Source organism: Rhodoferax sp. (genome assembly GCF_012927445.1).
Taxonomy (GTDB): domain Bacteria; phylum Pseudomonadota; class Gammaproteobacteria; order Burkholderiales; family Burkholderiaceae_C; genus Rhodoferax.
The window spans coordinates 314,948-332,627 of record NZ_JABBPD010000008.1 but is presented as its reverse complement, the minus strand read 5'-3'; the positions used below and the strand labels follow the sequence as shown (position 1 = coordinate 332,627).

The following is a 17,680-nucleotide window of genomic DNA, read 5'->3' as shown; positions in this document are numbered from 1 at the left end:
AACCATGCGTTCCCAATCCCTATCTCCATTCACCGGTCAACGCAACCAATCCGGTTTTTCGCTGATTGAACTCATGATCGTCGTTGCGATCATCGGCATACTGGCGTCGGTTGCTTACCCCGCCTATACCGACTCAGTACGCAAAGGCAAGCGGGCGGAAGCGCGGGCTGCGCTGATGAACCTGCTCCAGCAACAGGAGCGTTACCTGACGCAAATGAATACGTATGAAACCTTCGCGGCCGGAACGCCAGGAACGCTGCCGTTCAAGGCGTATTCTTCCTCCGACAGCACCTCGGCCCAAAGCAGTCATTTGCTCGGTGCAAGACTGTGCCAACCTGTAGGTACGATTACCCCCACCAAGCGTGATTGCATCGAAGTGTTTGCGGAACCTCAAGTCGGTGTTTTTTCTGACCCTCAGGTGACTTCAATGGCGATCGACACGCAGGGCCGGAGAACTTGCACGGGTACCAATATTGACCGCTGCTGGAAGTAAAGGCCCTGCCATGCCGCTCATCCACCGACCGAAACAGCGCCTGCCAGCTGATCCAGCATGCCGTCAGATCGGTTTTACCCTGATTGAACTGCTGATCACGATTGCCATTGCGACCCTCCTGATGCTGGTCGCTGTACCAAGTTATGTGGAGTTCCAGCGAAATGCGCAGCTATCAGATGCTGTCAGCAATTTCATTGCTGCAGCCAACACAGCAAGAGCCAATGCCATGAAGCAGGGGCTGAACACCTACGTGGTGCCCAACAACACAAGTACGGGTTGGAGTTCGGGCTGGATGGTTTATGCCGACTCCAACTGGAATCAGGACTATGACGCAGGCACTGATGAAGTGGTAATGCGCCATGACGCATTGAGTGTGGATATCACCCTCAATATTCCAACTACCAACAGTCTGACTGATGGTTATTTGATGTTTAACGGCAGTGGCTACCCGCGATTGAAAACAGGCGCCTTTGGTGGGGCTACGATCGAGATGAGCAACACATCGCGTTCAAGTTCGATCATCATTGACCCTGCCGGCCGCGTGCGGTCCTGCAAGACAGGATCGACAGGTTGCTAATCCCGTCTTTCTTTTCAAACCATTCTTCTTTCCTGACGTGACAACAAGCCTGCCAGAGCCCATGCGAGGCGCGCTAGACATAGCCTACGCGGCATTAGCCATTTCCCCACCCAATCCGAGAGTAGGCTGTGTCATTACAGACTTCAGCGGCAAAACTCTTGGCCTGGGACACACCCAGCGCACCGGTGGCCCCCACGCCGAAATCATGGCCCTGCGCGATGCAGCGGCACAGGGCCATTCAGTTGTTGGCGCCACCGCCTACGTCACGCTGGAGCCCTGCTCCCATCAAGGCCGCACCGGCCCCTGCTGCGATGCCTTGATTGCCGCCGGCATCAAAAAAGTCGTCGCCTCAATCGCTGACCCCAATCCACTGGTCTCAGGCCAAGGCTTTGCCCGCCTGCGCGCGGCTGGCATTGAAGTGATTGTTGGCCCCGGCGCAGAGGAATCCCGCGAACTGAACATCGGCTTCTTCAGCCGCATGATCCGCAAAACCCCATGGGTCCGCCTGAAAATTGCCGCCTCGCTGGACGGCAAAACCGCGTTGGACAATGGCGCCAGCCAATGGATTACATCCGCCGAGGCGCGCACCGATGGCCATGCCTGGCGTGCCCGCGCCTGTGCGGTGTTGACTGGCATCGGCACCGTGCTGGCAGATAACCCGCGGCTGGACGTCCGGTTAGTGGACACGCTGCGCCAACCCCACCTGGTGGTGGTGGACAGTCGGCTGGAGATGCCGCTCGATGCTCATCTTTTCATAGCTGGTCGCGCACTCTACATCTACGCTGCAGTGCCAAATGATGCAAAGAAAGCGGCTTTGGAGGCCAAAGGCGCCACCGTTATCTATCTGCCCGGTCAGCAGCCGGAAACACAAGGCAAGGTCGACCTGGCCGCCATGCTGATGGATCTGGGCAAGCGTGAAATCAATGAGTTGCACGTCGAGGCCGGCCACAAGCTCAATGGCTCCCTGATTCGAGAAGGACTGGTGGACGAATTTCTGGTTTATCTCGCCCCCAAGCTGATGGGGCAAGGCCGCGACATGGCCAGTTTCGGGCCTCTAACTGAATTGTCCCAAGCCATTCCGCTGGAATTCAAATCAACTGACATGCTGGGGCCAGATCTGCGCATCGTGGCCCGCATTCCGGGTCGCGACCAGTTCTGATTAACAAGTTTTCGGGCGGAAATCGGCCAGAGGCTCTTTCCTCTGCGAAAATACCGGCATGTTTACCGGAATCATCACCGGCGTGGGGCGCATCGTCGCCGCTCACGCCCAAGGCAGCTCTTCAACCCATGGCAAGCGCCTCACCATTGAGTGCCCGCCCACCTACCTCGACGATGTGGGGCTTGGCGACAGCATTGCACTCAACGGCGCCTGCATGACGGTGACCACACTGGACGCAGCACAACGCCAATTCACAGTGGATATCTCCGCGGAATCACTGGCCAAGACCGCCGCGCTGGACCAGACCGGCACCATCAACCTCGAAAAAGCCTTGCGCGCCAATGACCGTCTCGGTGGCCATCTGGTGTCGGGGCATGTCGATGGCATCGGCCAAGTGACGTATTTTGCGCAGGTGGGCGAAAGCTGGGAGTTGCGCGTGCTGACCCCCAAAGCCCTGGCCAAATACCTCGCCTACAAAGGATCACTGACAATCAACGGTGTCAGCTTGACCGTCAACCGCATCCAGGATACTGAAACCGGTTGTGAAGCCAGCATCAACTTGATCCCTCATACGGTTCAAAATACCGCACTGGGCACGCTGAAAACCGGCTCGCACGTGAATTTAGAAATTGACTTGATCGCGCGCTATGTCGAGCGCATGCTTAATTCGGACCCGCAACAGAGCAGCCCGGTCGAGCCTTAACGCTAGCCCCCTCGCTGCCCATTCCCCTCCTACTTCCTGAAAGACATTCGCATGACCGCCCCCTCCCCCGTGACTATTTCTCCGGTTGAAGACATCGTGGCTGATATGCGCGCCGGGCGCATGGTGATTCTGGTTGACGAAGAAGACCGCGAAAACGAAGGCGATCTGGTGCTGGCCGCCGACCACGTTACGGCGGACGCTATCAATTTCATGGCACGTTTTGGTCGGGGCCTGATTTGCCTGACCCTCACCCGCGAGCGCTGTGAACGCCTGCATTTGCAGCCCATGACAGCCGTCAATGGCGACAAAAAAGGCACCGCTTTCACAGTGTCGATTGAAGCCGCTGAAGGCGTGACCACCGGCATCTCGGCGGCGGATCGCGCTCGCACCGTGCAGGCCGCCGTGGCCGAAGACGCGACCGCCTACGACCTGGTGCAGCCCGGCCATATCTTCCCATTGCAGGCGGTTCAAGGCGGCGTCTTGATGCGCGCTGGCCACACCGAAGCTGGCTGCGACCTGGCAGCCATGGCGGGTTGCTCGCCCGCTTCGGTGATCTGCGAGATCATGAAAGACGACGGCACCATGGCGCGCCTGCCTGACCTGCAACTGTTTGCGGCCGAGCATGGACTCAAAATTGGCACGATTGCCGATTTGATCGAACACCGCAGCCGGGTCGAGACCCTGGTTGAAAAACTGGGTTCCCGTCCCATCAATACAGCCTGCGGCGAATTCACCGTTCACGCCTTCAAAGACAAAACAACCCAAGGCGTTCACCTGGCGCTGGTCAAAGGCCAGTGGGGCCCTAACGACACGGTACTGGCCCGCGTGCATGAGCCGCTGTCGGTGCTGGACGCGCTGGAAGTGGGTCGTGCCATGCACTCCTGGAGCCTGGATGCCAGTCTGGCCCGCGTGGCCTCGGAAGGCAAAGGGGTGGTGGTACTGCTCAACTGCGGCGAGAGTGCCGAGCAATTGTTGGCTCAGTTTGACGGCACGGCCCGCGCCAGCCACGGTCCGGAACGGGGTCGTATGGACTTGCGCAGCTATGGCATTGGCGCACAGATTCTGCGCGAATGTGGCGTGCACAAAATGAACCTCATGGGCAACCCGCGCCGCATGCCCAGCATGACCGGCTACGGGCTGGAAATTGCCGGCTACATCACAAAATAACCCACAAGGACAACACCATGTTTGGCGCAGACAAAGGAACGCTTGATTCCACCGACAGCCGCTTGAACGGCAAAAAACTGACCATTGGCATCGTGCAGGCCCGCTTCAACGAACCCATTACCAACTCGCTATCGGAAGCCTGCAAAGCTGAATTGATCGCACTAGGGGTATTGGAGAAAAACATTGATCTGGTGCTGGTGCCCGGTGCGCTGGAAGTGCCCGTCGCCTTGATGGCCATGGCTGAAAAACTAAAATACGACGCACTGGTGGCGGTGGGCTGCATTATTCGAGGCGAAACCTATCATTTCGAGTTGGTCGCCAATGAGTCAGGCGCAGGCGTGAGCCGGGTCGCCCTCGACTACCAGCTCCCCATCGCCAACGCGATTCTCACGACCGAGAATCTGGAACAAGCGATTGCCAGAAAAATTGAAAAAGGGCGCGATGCCGCCCGCGTCGCCGTAGAAATGGCCAACCTGTTGGAAGAAATTTGATGAATGAACTAAGCCCTAAACCGATGGGCGTCCGCCCTCCTCGTCAACCCCGCACCGGGGTGACCAGCACCGGCGCCCGCAAGGCTGGCAGCAAGTCCGAGCGTTCACGCGCCCGTGAATTTGCTTTGCAGGCGCTGTACCAAACGCTGGTCGGCAAAAATGAAGTGGCTGACATTGACGCATTCACGCGGGACCTGGCGGGCTTTTCAAAATCTGACTCCGTGCACTTTGATGCGCTGTTGCACGGTTGTACCGAACAAGCCGTTGAGTTGGACGCCCTGCTCATGCCCCTGCTGGACCGCAAACTGGCGGAGATTTCTCCCGTTGAGCACGCCGTCATGTGGATTGGCGCTTACGAGCTGAAGCACTGCCTGGATGTGCCATGGCGCGTGGTGCTGAATGAATGTGTGGAACTGGCCAAGGAGTTTGGCGGTACCGACGGCCACAAGTACGTCAACGCGGTGTTGAACGGGCTGGCCCCGAGCCTGCGTACGGACGAAATGGCGGCAGACCGGGGTCACTCCCGCCCATGAAAATTTCTGGCCGTGCGCAGCGGATTGAGCCTTTTTATGTAATGGAGGTCGCCAAAGCGGCCTCAAGGCTGGCCCAAGAGGTTGCCCACACCGCATCGCCGATGATCTTTCTGAACATTGGCGAGCCAGACTTCACCGCGCCACCGCTGGTAGAGGAAGCCGCTTGCAAAGCCGTGCGCGACGGGTTGACGCACTACACAGAAGCAACCGGCATGCTGGCGCTGCGTGAGCGTATCAGCGACTGGTATTTGCAGCGTTTTAACGTCACCGTGCCTGCCAGCCGCATCGTGATCACGGCCGGCGCCTCGGCCGCTTTGCAACTGGCCTGCCTGGCATTGATCGACTCGGGTGACGAGATTCTCATGCCCGACCCCAGCTACCCGTGCAACCGGCACTTTGTGAGTGCAGCGGATGGCACGGCAGTGCTGATCCCGACCTCGGCGGCTGAACGCTTTCAGCTCAGCGCCGACAAGGTGCAGGAGGCCTGGGGTGAGAATACCCGCGGCGTATTGCTGGCCTCGCCCTCGAACCCTACCGGCACCTCCATTCACCCGGATGAACTGCGCCGCATTCACAATGAGGTCAGCCATCAAGGGGGCATCACGCTGGTGGATGAAATCTACCTGGGCCTGAGCTACGACCCGCAGTATGGCCAGACGGCGCTGGCGCTGGATGACGACATCATCAGCATCAACAGCTTCAGCAAATACTTCAACATGACCGGCTGGCGGCTGGGCTGGATGGTGGTGCCGGAGCGCATCGTGCCGGTCATTGAGCGCCTGGCGCAAAACCTGTTTATCTGTCCCAGCACGATTTCACAGTACGCCGCGCTGGCCTGCTTTGAGGCGGACAGCATTGCCGAATTTGAGCGTCGCCGCGCCGAATTCAAAGCCCGGCGCGATTACTTTATTCCGGCCCTCAATGCCTTGGGCCTGAGCGTGCCGGTGATGCCGGATGGCGCTTTTTATGCCTGGGCCGACTGCTCGTCCGTCCTCGAAAAATCAGGCATCAAGGACAGCTGGGATCTGGCTTTTGAGATCATGAACCGCGCCCATGTCGCCGTCACGCCGGGACGTGACTTTGGCGTGGCCGAGACCCACAACTTCATCCGCTTTTCTACGGCCAGTTCGATGCCGCAGTTGAAAGTGGCCGTCGAACGAATGAAAGTTTTTCTGGAATCCATGAAATGAATCAAGACCTGTCGATCCTCCACCTGGTCCTCAACGCCAGTTTGGTTGTGCAATTGGTGATGTTGTTGCTGATGGTCATCTCGGTGTCCAGCTGGGCCGCCATTTTTCGGAAACTGTTTGCCTTGAAGCGGGTAAACGCGCTCAATGACGAATTCGAGCGCGAGTTCTGGTCGGGCACCAGCCTGAACGACCTGTTCGGCGCCGCCGCCAAAAACGCCCGCAACTCGGGGCCGATGGAGCGCATTTTTGCCAGTGGCATGCGTGAATACCATAAGCTGCACGAAAAACAAATCACCGATGCCAGCACCCTGATGGACGGCGCCCGCCGGGCCATGCGGGCCAGTTTTCAACGCGAGATGGACGTGGTTGAAATCAACCTGTCCTTCATTGCATCGGTCGGTTCGGTCTCGCCCTATGTCGGCCTGTTTGGCACCGTGTGGGGCGTCATGCACTCCTTTACCGGACTGGCCTCCTTGCAGCAAGTGACCCTCGCCACCGTCGCTCCCGGCATTGCCGAGGCTTTGGTGTCTACCGCCATCGGCCTGTTTGCCGCTATTCCGGCCGTCGTGGCCTACAACCGGTTTGCCCGGGACATTGACCGCATCGCGATCAAATTGGAGACCTTCATCGAAGAGTTTTCCAACATTTTGCAGCGCAATGTAGGCGCGCAGTCGGCCTCCGGCCGATAAAAGGAGTTAGATCATGGCTTCACTGGTCAGCCGCGGACGCGGACGCCGCACCATCAACGAGATCAACATGGTGCCCTTCATCGATGTGATGCTGGTGCTGCTGATCATCTTTATGGTGACCGCCCCTCTCATCACACCCAGCGTGATCGATTTACCCAGCGTGGGCAAGGCCGCCAAGCAGCCTGACCAGGTGATTCAAATCGTCATTGGCAAAGAGGACTCGATCGAGATGAAAATCAAGGAAAAATCCACCACCTTAGGGCTCAAAGAACTCGCCAGCGCGGTAAAGCAGGCCCAAGATGGCGTGATGAATTCCGCCGTGGTCATCAGCGCAGACAAGAACATCAAGTACGAGTCTGTCGTCAAGGTCATGGACACCCTGCAGCGAGCGGGCGTGCAGCGCGTCGGATTGTCAGTGCAGTTGGCCAACTAGAGACTGCGCATGCACGCTGCGACTGATCGTCTTGAGTTTGCCCCGCCTCCCACCCCGGGCGCTGTCCGGTCGCTGGTGCTGGCCGTGCTCGCCCACATTTTTTTGGTGGCGGCCCTGACCTGGGGCGTGCACTGGAAGAATGAGGCCGTCATTGTGACCGCCGAGGCTGAATTGTGGTCTGCCGTACCGCAGCAGGCCGCGCCCAAGCTGGTCGAAGTACCGCCGGAGCCCCCTGCAATAACGAAACCACCGGTCGTCGCCAAGTCCCTACCCACGCCCCCAACCCCACCCAAGCCGCCACAAGTCCAACCCAAGCTGGCCGACGCCGACATTGCCCTGGAACGCGAAAAACTGCGCCTCAAAAAGGAAAAGCAGCAAGAACTGGAAAATCAGCGCCTGGAAAAGTTGAAACAGGAAAAAGTGGACAAGCTCAAGCAGGAGAAGCTGAAGCTGAAGCTGGAAAAACTGAAACAAGAAAAACTGCTGCTGGATAAAAAACAGTTGCAAGAAAAACGCGAGCAGGATAAACGCGAGCAAGACAAAAAAGCCGCCGAAGACAAGAAAAAGGCAGCCCAGGACAGCAAGCGCAAAGAAGCACTCCAAGACCAGCAAGATGCCAAAAAAGTAGAAGCCCAACGTGCGGCCAATCTCAAACGCATGGCGGGTCTGGCCGGTGCCACCGGTTCGCCTGGTTCAACGGGCACCGCCCTGCACTCCTCCGGCCCTTCCGCCAGTTACGCCGGCAAGCTTCAGGCCAGCATCAAGCCGAACATCGTGTTTGTCGACGACATCGCCGGCAACCCGAAGGCGGAAGTTGAGGTACGGACCTCTTCCGATGGCACCATCATCAGCCGCAAGCTGATTAAGTCCAGTGGCGAAAAATCATGGGACGAAGCGGTATTGAGAGCCATCGACAAAACCGGAAAACTACCGCGCGATGTGGATGGAAGAGTCCCCAGTTCTTTGATCATAGATTTCCGCCCCAAAGACTAGGGTCCCTTGTTCTCTGACAGACGGCCAAGCCGACCTGATCTGAGATTCATCGAAGAGCAGGCGAGTAGCTATTTATTTAATAGCTACTCGCGCACAGTTGACGGGGGCTAGCGCCCGATTTCATTCATAAATGATCGCCGCCTGCCCCTGATCGGCCTGCACCCGCCAGCCGGCCAGCGCTTCATTGGTCGGGAAGAATTTGTACGACTCGCCCAATTGCAGCTCCGCCGAGGCCGCCCCCGCCTCTCCCTGACACGATACCGCCAGGCGCACCGCCATCCCGCGCACCACCTCACCCTGCTCCGTTGTCTCCCGCTGGGCCGGATAGTCCTTGATCATGCGCGCCACATCGGGCGCCTTGCCATTCACATCGGAGCTCACCGCCACCCGCAGGTATTTGCCAAACCGGCAACGCGCCTGGTCCAGATCCCAAATCTGCGTGATGGTTAGTTGCATGCCGCCTGAGAATCGATCTGGTTTCTGCTGGCCCATGACGATGACCAGTTCATCCTCTTTCAGCAGGTTACGGTGGGCGTTAATCAAGGCCTCGTCGGCACGGGCCTCGATCACACCAGATTTATCGTCCAGCTTGAACAGCGCCAGCTTGCCGCGCTGGCCATTGATGACGCGGAAATCGGTGATGATGCCGGCCAGTAACTGCGGCTCGCGGGTGTCGATCAGGTCGTCAATCTGGCGTTTGGCAAAGCGACGTACTTCCAGCACCACCTCGTCAAACAGATGGCCTGACAAATAGAAACCGACCGCGGTTTTCTCAAAGGTCAGGCGCTCCTTCACGCCCCATGGCATGGCCTCCACCAAGTCAGGTTCTTGCGTGCTGGAGCCGTGATCGTCATCACCGCCCATGTCAAACAAGCCGCCCTGATTGGCGTTGGCGACCGCCGCCGCGCCAAACTCAAAGGCGCGGTCGACCGAGGCCAGCAAACTGGCCCGATTGAGCTGAATGGAATCGAACGCGCCGGCCTTGATCAAGGCGTCCACAGTGCGCTTGTTGATCTTGCTGCGGTCCACCCGCACACAAAAATCAAACAAACTCTTGAACGGACCGACCACATCGCCCGACGGACCCGCGCCCTTGCCTTCGCGCGCCGCCACAATCGCCTCGATCGCTTGCTGGCCCGAACCTTTGATGGCGCTCAGGCCATAACGAATCATCTTGTCGGAAATCGGCTCAAAGCGAGGAAACCCCCGATTCACATCGGGCTGCTCGAAGGTGAGGCCCATCTTCAGCGCGTCTTCGTACAAGACCTTGAGCTTGTCGGTGTCGCCCATTTCCACCGTCATATTGGCGCAGAAAAACTCGGCGACGTAGTGCACCTTGAGCCAGCCGGTGTGATAAGCCAACAGCGAATAGGCCGCAGCGTGCGACTTGTTGAAGCCGTAGCCGGCAAATTTTTCCATCAAGTCGAACACCTCGTCGGCCTTGGCCTCGTTGATGTCGTTCTTCAGGGCACCGTCGCGGAAAATCTGGCGATGCTTGGCCATTTCGTCCGCGTCTTTTTTACCCATGGCGCGGCGCAGCATGTCGGCACCACCGAGCGAATAGCCGCCCAGAATCTGCGCGGTCTGCATCACCTGCTCCTGGTAAACCATGATGCCGTAGGTCTCCGAGAGCATATTGGCCACCAGCGGATGCGGATACTCCACCACTTCACGGCCGTGTTTGCGCGCCACAAAGCTCGGAATCAGGTCCATCGGGCCGGGCCGGTACAAGGCGTTCAGCGCAATCAGGTCTTCCAGCCGGGTCGGCTTGGCATCTTTCAGCATGCCCTGCATGCCACGAGATTCAAACTGGAACACGGCCTCGGTCTTGCCCTCGGAGAACAGCCGGTAAACCTTGGCATCGTCCAGCGGCAGGTTCTCATAGGCAAAGTTTTCCTGCCCCAAGTGACGCTTGACGATGAATTCGCGCGCAATTTCCAGAATGGTGAGCGTGGCCAGGCCCAAAAAGTCAAACTTCACCAGGCCGATGGCTTCCACGTCGTTTTTATCGTACTGACTCACCGCCGAATCGCTGCCGGGCTGCTGGTACAGCGGACAAAAGTCGGTCAATTTTCCCGGGGCAATCACGACCCCACCCGCGTGCATGCCAATATTGCGGGTCATGCCCTCCAGCTTGCGCGCCAGTTCCAGCAGGGTCTTGACGTCTTCCTCTTTGCTTTCGCGCTCGGCCAGAATCGGTTCATCCGTGGCGTAAACAGTTTTATCGTCTTTCTTGCGGTCCGGCGGTGGCAACTGCAGGCTGACGCTGACGCCCGGCTTGTTGGGGATCAGTTTGCTGATGCCGTCGCAAAAGGTGTAGCTCATGTCCAGCACGCGGCCGACGTCGCGCACCGCCGCGCGGGCGGCCATGGTGCCGAAGGTCACGATCTGGCTCACGGCGTCCTTGCCGTATTTGCCTTTGACGTAATCGATCACCAGATTTCGGTTGGTCTGGCAAAAGTCAATGTCGAAGTCGGGCATGGAAACCCGTTCCGGGTTCAAAAACCGCTCGAACAGCAAGTTGTATTGCAGCGGGTCCAGATCGGTAATCTTCATGGAATACGCCACCAGCGAGCCCGCACCCGAACCCCGTCCCGGTCCGACCGGACAGCCGTTTTTCTTGGCCCAGTTGATGAAGTCGCCCACAATCAAAAAGTAACCCGGAAACCCCATTTTCAGAATGGTGTCGATCTCAAACTCCAGCCGCTCAACATAACGGGGACGCTCGCTCTCGCGTTTGGCCTCATCCGGGTACAGGTGAATCAATCGCTCCTTGAGTCCCTCATGCGAGGTGTAGCGAAAGTAGTCATCCGGCGACATGCGCTGGCCGTTGACTTCCGGCGTCGGGAACTCGGGCAACTGGGGCTTGCCCAAAACCAGCGTCAGGTTACAACGCTTGGCAATTTCCAGCGTATTGGCCAGCGCGGAGGGCACATCGGCAAACAGCGCCTGCATCTGGGCGCTCGACTTGAAGTACTGTTCGCGCGTGAATTTGCGCACCCGGCGCTGGTTGCCCAAAATTTCGCCTTCGGCAATGCACACGCGCGCCTCATGCGCCTCGTAGTCGTCCGGCTCGGAGAACTGAACCGGGTGTGTGGCCACCACCGGCAAGCCCATGCGGGCGGCCAGTTGCACCGTCGCAATGACATGGGCTTCATCTTCAGGACGTCCGGCGCGCTGCAGTTCCAGATAAAAACGGTGCGGAAACAGGCTGGCCAACTGCAAAGCCGCGTCAAAAGCACGGGCCTCATCGCCTTGCACCAAGGCCTGTCCCACTGGCCCGGCCTGCGCGCCCGACAAGGCAATCAGCCCCTCGTTGAGTTCGGTGAGCCAGGCTAATTTGACGGAGGCCTGCGTTTTGCCCGCATTTTGCGTCCAGGCGCGTGCCAACAACTCCGATAAATTCAGGTAGCCCTGCTTGTTTTGCACCAGCAACACCAGGCGTGACAGGGTGGCATCGTCCTTGCCCAGCCCTTCCAGCCAGATTTCAGCGCCAATCAGGGGCTTGACGCCCCGCTTGCGGGCTTCCTTGTAAAACTTGATGGTGCCAAACAGATTATTCAAGTCAGTGATCGCCAAAGCGGGCTGCCTGTCGGCGGCCGCTGACTTGACGATATCATCGATACGGTTGGTGCCGTCGACGACGGAAAATTCGGTGTGGAGACGCAGATGAACAAACATAGCTTCTATTGTAAGAAAGCGCCAAGGTAAAGATTTTGAAGATTCTTGTTGTCGATGATCATGCGCTGGTGCGGGAAGGCTTGTGCCAGGTCCTCAAAGGCCTGGATGAGCAGGTGCAGGTGCTGGAGGCCCCGCACTGTGCCCGCGCATTTGAGCTGGCGGCCCTGCACCCCGACCTCGATCTGGTGCTGCTGGACTACCACCTGCCCGACATGAACGGGCTGGATGCACTCACTATTTTTGGGACAAAGCACCCAGAACTGCCGATTGTCATGCTCTCCGGCTCGGTCAATCTCCGGATCATGCGGCAGGTCATGGCAAAAGGCGCGGCCGGCTTTGTTACCAAAGCGGGCATCAGCAATGACTTGCTGTCGGCCTTGCGGCGGGTGCTGGCAGGTGACGTGTACCTGCCGCCCGAACTGCTGACGGCGTCGGGGACGCCTTCAGCACAGGACTTCAGCACAGAAAATAACGCGCCCCTGCTCACTCCGCGCCAGGAAGAGGTGTTGTATCTGCTGCTGGATGGGCGCTCGAACAAAGACATCAGTCAAACACTCCATCTCTCGGAGGAAACGACCAAGAATCATGTGACCGCCGTGTTGCGCTGCTTTGGCGTGCAAACCCGGATCCAGGCCGTTATCGCGGCCGGCTACCACGGCTACACCAAATCAGCACCACTGGCCTGAACGTCAGCCGCCAAATGACGAATCAGGCTGCGCAGTTTGGCCGGGCGCACGGGCTTGTGCAACAGGGTTAACGAAGCTTCCGTGGCGGCCTGCATCAGGCCAGCATCGGTGTCGCCGCTCATCAGGCAGGCAGGAATCAACCACCCGGCCTTGGCGCGCAGCTGGCGGATGGTCTCAATGCCATTTTCCTCGTCACGCAACCGATAGTCGCTCACGATCACATCGGGAATAAGCCCCGCTTCAAGCTGAGAGAGGGCCGCAGAGAGGCCATCGGCCACGCCCACCACGTAACCCCAGGACTCCAGCAAGCTGACCAGTCCTTCGCGCGCCAAGGCGTCGTCCTCCACCACCAGCACCACCAAACCAGCAAGGTTGTTTAACGTTTCAACGGGTTGTGGAACTGGCACTGCCATTGCGGCGCCGAGCGGCACCAGAGGCACCAACAAGCTGAACCGGGTCCCCCCCCCCAGCGTGGAATGCATTTGCAGCCGGTGACCCAGCAGTTGCGCGGTCCGCTCGACAATATTGAGCCCCAGCCCCAAGCCCTTGCTGCGGTCGCGCTCCGTGTTGCCAACTTGGTAAAACTCTTTGAAAATCGCCTCGTGATGCTCGGGCGCAATGCCGATGCCGCTGTCCCACACCTCAATCCGCACATGCTGACCGTCACCCGCCACGCGACAGGCCACCAGTACGCTGCCCTGGCGGGTGTAACGCAAGGCATTGACGACCAGGTTCAACAAGATGCGATGCAGCAGCGTGGCGTCGCTCATCACCCAGACGGCAGTGGGCCGAACGCGCAAGAGCAGGCCTTTTTCAACCGCGCTGATCGTCAAACCATGCTGCAATTGATCAAAGAGCTCGGCCAGCGCGAACGGGCGCAGTTGCACTTGCACCGCCTTGGCCTCCAGCCGGGAAATATCGAGCAAACCATCCAGCAAATTCTGCAGGGCCTGTACCGAGGCCTCCAGGTTGCCTATCAACTGGCTTGTTTGCGCATCATGCGGCAACTGCGCCAGCCGGGCCACGAACATCCCCAGCGCATGCGTCGGTTGCCGCAAATCATGGCTGGCGGCGGCCAGAAAACGGGACTTGGCCAGCGTCGCCGTCTCGGCCTCTTCTTTTTTCTGTCGCAGTTCCAGCGTTGCCATGGCAACCCGCTGCTCCAGCTCGTCACGCCCGGACTCCAGCCGTTCTGCCATCAGATTCAAACCCTGCTGCAAATCGCGCAACGGGTCGCCCGGCAGCACCGTTGCGCGCGCCGACAATTCGCCGCGCCCAATGCGCTCAATGATGCGAGACACGCTCAAAATGGGGTGAATGACCCCGCGCCCCAGACGCACCGCCAGGACGCCACCAAACAGCAGGCAAGCCAAGGTGACCGCCAGACCCAGCAACAGCATGTCACGCTCACGCTGAAAGAGTGCATCTCGCGAAAACTCGATCAGCACATGCCCCAGCACTGGCGACGGCGCCTCGGCGCCCGCTGCGTTGGCCTCAAACAGATCGTCCAGTCTGACTTGACTTGCCGTGACGGGTTGCGACAACAAATCCGTGCGTTTCACCGGATCAAACTTTTCGTCTTCCTGGCGGCTCAGCACCGGGGGTGTTTTGAAACCGGCCTTACCGGCAAAGACGAGAACATCGCCTTGGGCATTCACAATGGCAACCGAGCGCACGTCTGATTCCCGCAATGCACCGCTGGCAATGGTTTGCAAATGGGTGATATTGTCTGAAAACAAGCCGTATTCGCTGGCCGTGGCCAGCTGACGGGCGAGTGACCGGGCACGTTGGTGGTAAGCCTCGCCCAAGTCACCAAACCGCGAGGCCAGAAACACGCCCGCCAACAAGATGGCGATCAGGGTCACCGGCAAAAGGGCGGCCAGCAACATGCGTGTGCGAATATCCACCATTTTCATAGCAAGCTCTCCCGGCTGCGCAAGCGGGCACGCAAAGCATCCGCATCCAGTGTCAAGCCCAGCGAACGGGCGACATGCTCGTTCACGGTAACGCTGAAGTCCAGCGAGTAAATCGGGTTGGCTGACAAGGCCTTTCCCAGTAGCACGCCACGGGCAATCGTCGCGGCTTGCAGGCCAATTTGTGTCGGCGTCACATGCAAGGCCAGCAAGGCGCCCGCTCGAACATAGGCCGGTGAAAAAGCCACCAACGGCACCTTGGCCCGAAAGGAGGCCAGCAGAATATTCTGGATGCTGCTGCTGTTGTACAACTGCGGGTCAGCCACCGCCAACAGCAGATCAGCGTCCTCCAGAACATTTTTGAGGCTGGGGAAAAGCAACTCATTGTGTCCAATGGTCGCTTCTATGAGATCAAGACCACTGGCTTGCACCAGTGTTTTCAAAGCCGGGGCTTGGGCCTGCGATTCAGGCCCCCACAACACCCCAACACGCCGGGCCGCGGGCAAGGCCAAGCGGATCAACTCCAGTTGACGGCTTAAGGGCTGATCGAGATAAAGAGCCGAAAACTGTGACGACGACTTGCGCCCGCTCTTGCGCAAAACACGCTCAAAACTGCTGCGCGGCAGCAGCGTGCTCAACACCGGTGCCCTCAACTCTGATTTGGCCAGTGCATTCGCGGCATCCGTCCCCAGCGCAATGAATAATTTTGGCGCCAACGGGCCTGCGGCTGTCCATTCAAGGGCAGTGAGCTGCAGCATGTCGTAACGCGACAGGCCAAGACGTTCAAGTTCGCTGACCAAGGCCTCGGCGGCCTCTACATAAGCCGGACTGCGCTCACTGCTCACGATCACGACCGCCACCGCCACGTGAGCGCAAGCCCCAGCGAACACGGCCAGCCAGAGACTAAAGAGCAGAAAACGCAGGCGCACTAGCCGGGCTCGCTACATCAGTTTTCCACCCGCAGGGTCACAAAGGCCCGGCGCTGGAACTGAAAACTTTTATCAAAATCGGGGTATGGCGTGCCCAGGTTCTGCACCACCAGCGCCAACTCACCACGGTTTGTGCCAAAGCGCAGGGGCAAACCTAAACGCAGGTCAGTGCGTGTCATCGCCACAGGGTCACCTGTCGATCCCTGTGGTGATGCGGTGCTGTTGTCCTGATGCATCAGGCTCAAGTCCAGGTTCCCTGGCAGCTTCTGGAAGAAGGTGAGCGAACTTGCCAGCTTCGGAGCCCCCCAGGAAGTGTCACGGTCTAACGACTCGATATCTATATAGGCTTGATTGAAGATGAACTGCCCATCGCGCCAGGGGCGCCATTTCAATTGGTATTCAACACCATGAATTGCTAAATCTTCGGTGTTGATGAAGTCCGCAGCAACCTTTGAAAGCAAAGCAGTTCCAGGAGGCAAGGCATAGGGTTGACTCCGAACGAAACCGCTAATCTGCTCGTGAAAAGCACGCACATCCAGACTCGCCCCTAACTTGGGAAAGTCGCCGAGGTAGCCGATCTCTTGCGTCAGCACACTTTCGGGCTGGACGTTGCCACGGGACAGTGTGGCGACCTGCAGTACAACACCATTGGAGGCATAGCGCACATTGCTGAATTTCTCAAAAGTACTCGGTGGTCGATTTGCTTGTGAAACACCGGCGCGCAGTGTTTGTCCTTCTGCAACGTGCCAATTCAGCATCAACCGCGGCGCGAGACTGTCGCCACTCACGCTGCTGTGTTCAAACATCGACCCGGCATTGAGCACCAGATCACGGGCCAGCCGCCATTCGGCATTGGCAAACAGGCGGCTGAACTCCGTGACGAAAGCGGCATCGGTGTTGTACAGCGGCTTGGAAATGACCTGCTCGCGGCGCAATTCACCGCCCCAGACCACCCGCAAATTTGAGCCATGACGAAAGGTATGCTGCAAGGACACGGTGTCACTGCTCGATTGACCACTATATTCAATGTCAAGGCTATCGTTAATAGTAGGCACGAATTTTTTCAATTCGATCAGCGAGTACGGGAAGGTATCCCGGTAAGACTCTTCGGTGTGAGAAAGACTGAACGCCAGGTCTTCGTCCTCCCCCAGGCTGCGCCGCCAATCGAGTTGAGCGTAGCCTGAGCCAAAAGTGCGATCACGCAGAGGATCGGCAACTTTATACGAGTAACCATTGCCGGACTCAATCTCCAAACCGCCCGCACGCAACTGAATATCGTCGTTCGCAGGGCCGCGCAGGTCAGCACGAAAATTGACGCGGCTAATTTGGTTGTGGCCATTTGACCCCGTCAGTCCGGCATCGGCCCGGCGGTCAACCGTCAGACGGTAACTGGCATCCTCTTTGCCCCAGCCAATGCGGGCCTGCGAATCGTTGATCCCATTTTCCCCGCTGGTCAGCGCGGCCTGCAGACCCAGCGTATCCTGCGTGTGGCGCGTCACAATATTGACCACCCCGAGCATGGCGCGCGCACCATAAGCCGCCGAGTTGGAACCGCGCAGTACCTCAATGCGCTCAATATCCGCCAACGCCACCGTCTGCAAGCCGCGCCCAGTGCCGCCCAAAAAGTACGGGGAATAAACCGAACGACCATCGACCAGCACTTGCATTCGTGCGGAAAAAGCGTCAAACCCGCCGTGGTAGCTGGCCAGTGGCGCGCCACTTTCAAACGACGTACTGGTCTGAAAACCCGGCACCAGCCGCAGCAGGTCGGCCACATCGCGCGCACCGGACAAGCGAATCATGTTGCGGTCCAGGATGGTGACGGCCCCCGGCGTCTCGTCCAGCCGCTGGGGCAAACGAGAGACCGACAGCACAATCGGCATGTCACCCAAAAAGTCCTTCTCGGACACGGATTCAGGGGTTTGCGCTGCGGCCAGACTGGTCCAGCCCAGCAGGGCAATCAGACGAAAAGAGTAATTCATGAAGGGATCCAACTTTATTTTTTATCCGGTGATTTTGCCCTGCCAGTGGCCCGTCCCGACT

General features: G+C 58.6%; 16 protein-coding genes. 12 read left to right on the top strand and 4 right to left on the bottom strand.

Annotated features, from left to right (window positions below; genetic code table 11):
• Positions 1-4: 4 nt before the first annotated feature.
• The 11 genes from HHJ17_RS17150 to tolA all read left to right on the top strand — a co-directional run bounded on the left by HHJ17_RS17150 (position 5) and on the right by tolA (position 8,428).
• Positions 5-493, top strand: a complete 489-nt coding sequence (locus HHJ17_RS17150) for a type IV pilin protein (RefSeq protein ID WP_296506684.1) — start codon at positions 5-7, stop codon at positions 491-493.
• Positions 494-503: 10 nt separating this feature from the next.
• On the top strand, positions 504-1,070 hold the full coding sequence (locus tag HHJ17_RS17145) for a GspH/FimT family pseudopilin (RefSeq protein WP_296499652.1): 567 nt from the start codon (positions 504-506) through the stop codon (positions 1,068-1,070).
• 61 nt (positions 1,071-1,131) lie between these two features.
• On the top strand, positions 1,132-2,229 hold the full coding sequence (ribD, locus tag HHJ17_RS17140) for a bifunctional diaminohydroxyphosphoribosylaminopyrimidine deaminase/5-amino-6-(5-phosphoribosylamino)uracil reductase RibD (protein WP_296499702.1): 1,098 nt from the start codon (positions 1,132-1,134) through the stop codon (positions 2,227-2,229).
• A 58-nt stretch (positions 2,230-2,287) separates the two neighbouring features.
• Complete coding sequence (locus HHJ17_RS17135) at positions 2,288-2,932, top strand: riboflavin synthase (protein ID WP_296506682.1); 645 nt, start codon at positions 2,288-2,290, stop codon at positions 2,930-2,932.
• Between the two features lie 51 nt (positions 2,933-2,983).
• Positions 2,984-4,099, top strand: coding sequence for a bifunctional 3,4-dihydroxy-2-butanone-4-phosphate synthase/GTP cyclohydrolase II (gene ribBA, locus HHJ17_RS17130; protein WP_296506680.1), 1,116 nt, complete (start codon positions 2,984-2,986; stop codon positions 4,097-4,099).
• Positions 4,100-4,116: 17 nt separating this feature from the next.
• Positions 4,117-4,590 (top strand): 6,7-dimethyl-8-ribityllumazine synthase, encoded by a 474-nt coding sequence (gene ribH / locus HHJ17_RS17125; protein WP_296506679.1) that lies wholly within the window; start codon positions 4,117-4,119, stop codon positions 4,588-4,590.
• Positions 4,590-5,123: a transcription antitermination factor NusB gene (gene nusB / locus HHJ17_RS17120; RefSeq protein ID WP_296506678.1), complete on the top strand. Its 534-nt coding sequence runs from the start codon at positions 4,590-4,592 to the stop codon at positions 5,121-5,123. The genes ribH and nusB overlap by 1 nt, the downstream gene beginning before the upstream one ends.
• A complete protein-coding gene (locus tag HHJ17_RS17115) occupies positions 5,120-6,313 on the top strand; it encodes a pyridoxal phosphate-dependent aminotransferase (RefSeq protein ID WP_296506677.1) in 1,194 nt (397 codons plus the stop codon). Before nusB ends, HHJ17_RS17115 begins: the two co-directional genes overlap by 4 nt.
• The gene (gene tolQ / locus HHJ17_RS17110) at positions 6,310-7,002 is read left to right on the top strand and encodes a protein TolQ (protein WP_296506675.1); all 693 of its coding nucleotides are present in this window, start codon (positions 6,310-6,312) and stop codon (positions 7,000-7,002) included. Before HHJ17_RS17115 ends, tolQ begins: the two co-directional genes overlap by 4 nt.
• Before the next feature lie 13 nt (positions 7,003-7,015).
• Positions 7,016-7,435 (top strand): ExbD/TolR family protein, encoded by a 420-nt coding sequence (locus tag HHJ17_RS17105; protein ID WP_296499639.1) that lies wholly within the window; start codon positions 7,016-7,018, stop codon positions 7,433-7,435.
• Positions 7,436-7,444: 9 nt separating this feature from the next.
• Positions 7,445-8,428, top strand: a complete 984-nt coding sequence (tolA, locus tag HHJ17_RS17100) for a cell envelope integrity protein TolA (RefSeq protein ID WP_296506674.1) — start codon at positions 7,445-7,447, stop codon at positions 8,426-8,428.
• Positions 8,429-8,548: 120 nt separating this feature from the next.
• On the opposite strand, the gene dnaE is transcribed toward tolA, so the two are convergent.
• Positions 8,549-12,109 (bottom strand): DNA polymerase III subunit alpha, encoded by a 3,561-nt coding sequence (gene dnaE, locus HHJ17_RS17095; protein ID WP_296499634.1) that lies wholly within the window; start codon positions 12,107-12,109, stop codon positions 8,549-8,551.
• Between the two features lie 35 nt (positions 12,110-12,144).
• On the opposite strand from dnaE, the gene HHJ17_RS17090 reads away from it, so the two are divergent.
• On the top strand, positions 12,145-12,795 hold the full coding sequence (locus HHJ17_RS17090; protein WP_296506671.1) for a response regulator transcription factor: 651 nt from the start codon (positions 12,145-12,147) through the stop codon (positions 12,793-12,795).
• Here HHJ17_RS17090 and HHJ17_RS17085 read toward each other — a convergent pair.
• Genes HHJ17_RS17085 through HHJ17_RS17075 form a run of 3 tightly spaced genes read right to left on the bottom strand, consistent with a single transcriptional unit; the run spans position 12,768 to position 17,619 of the window.
• Positions 12,768-14,711, bottom strand: a complete 1,944-nt coding sequence (locus HHJ17_RS17085; RefSeq protein WP_296506669.1) for an ATP-binding protein — start codon at positions 14,709-14,711, stop codon at positions 12,768-12,770. The genes HHJ17_RS17090 and HHJ17_RS17085 overlap by 28 nt on opposite strands.
• Positions 14,708-15,637, bottom strand: coding sequence for an ABC transporter substrate binding protein (locus HHJ17_RS17080; protein ID WP_296506667.1), 930 nt, complete (start codon positions 15,635-15,637; stop codon positions 14,708-14,710). The genes HHJ17_RS17085 and HHJ17_RS17080 overlap by 4 nt, the downstream gene beginning before the upstream one ends.
• Positions 15,638-15,654: 17 nt before the next feature.
• Positions 15,655-17,619, bottom strand: coding sequence for a TonB-dependent receptor (locus tag HHJ17_RS17075; RefSeq protein WP_296499628.1), 1,965 nt, complete (start codon positions 17,617-17,619; stop codon positions 15,655-15,657).
• Positions 17,620-17,680 lie beyond the last annotated feature (61 nt).

Coding starts and splice junctions, on each gene's coding strand:
- HHJ17_RS17150 (WP_296506684.1), top strand. CDS start 5: ATGCGTTCCCAATCCCTATCTCCATTCACCGGTCAACGCAACCAATCC.
- HHJ17_RS17145 (WP_296499652.1), top strand. CDS start 504: ATGCCGCTCATCCACCGACCGAAACAGCGCCTGCCAGCTGATCCAGCA.
- ribD (WP_296499702.1), top strand. CDS start 1,132: ATGCGAGGCGCGCTAGACATAGCCTACGCGGCATTAGCCATTTCCCCA.
- HHJ17_RS17135 (WP_296506682.1), top strand. CDS start 2,288: ATGTTTACCGGAATCATCACCGGCGTGGGGCGCATCGTCGCCGCTCAC.
- ribBA (WP_296506680.1), top strand. CDS start 2,984: ATGACCGCCCCCTCCCCCGTGACTATTTCTCCGGTTGAAGACATCGTG.
- ribH (WP_296506679.1), top strand. CDS start 4,117: ATGTTTGGCGCAGACAAAGGAACGCTTGATTCCACCGACAGCCGCTTG.
- nusB (WP_296506678.1), top strand. CDS start 4,590: ATGAATGAACTAAGCCCTAAACCGATGGGCGTCCGCCCTCCTCGTCAA.
- HHJ17_RS17115 (WP_296506677.1), top strand. CDS start 5,120: ATGAAAATTTCTGGCCGTGCGCAGCGGATTGAGCCTTTTTATGTAATG.
- tolQ (WP_296506675.1), top strand. CDS start 6,310: ATGAATCAAGACCTGTCGATCCTCCACCTGGTCCTCAACGCCAGTTTG.
- HHJ17_RS17105 (WP_296499639.1), top strand. CDS start 7,016: ATGGCTTCACTGGTCAGCCGCGGACGCGGACGCCGCACCATCAACGAG.
- tolA (WP_296506674.1), top strand. CDS start 7,445: ATGCACGCTGCGACTGATCGTCTTGAGTTTGCCCCGCCTCCCACCCCG.
- dnaE (WP_296499634.1), bottom strand. CDS start 12,109: ATGTTTGTTCATCTGCGTCTCCACACCGAATTTTCCGTCGTCGACGGC.
- HHJ17_RS17085 (WP_296506669.1), bottom strand. CDS start 14,711: ATGAAAATGGTGGATATTCGCACACGCATGTTGCTGGCCGCCCTTTTG.
- HHJ17_RS17075 (WP_296499628.1), bottom strand. CDS start 17,619: ATGAATTACTCTTTTCGTCTGATTGCCCTGCTGGGCTGGACCAGTCTG.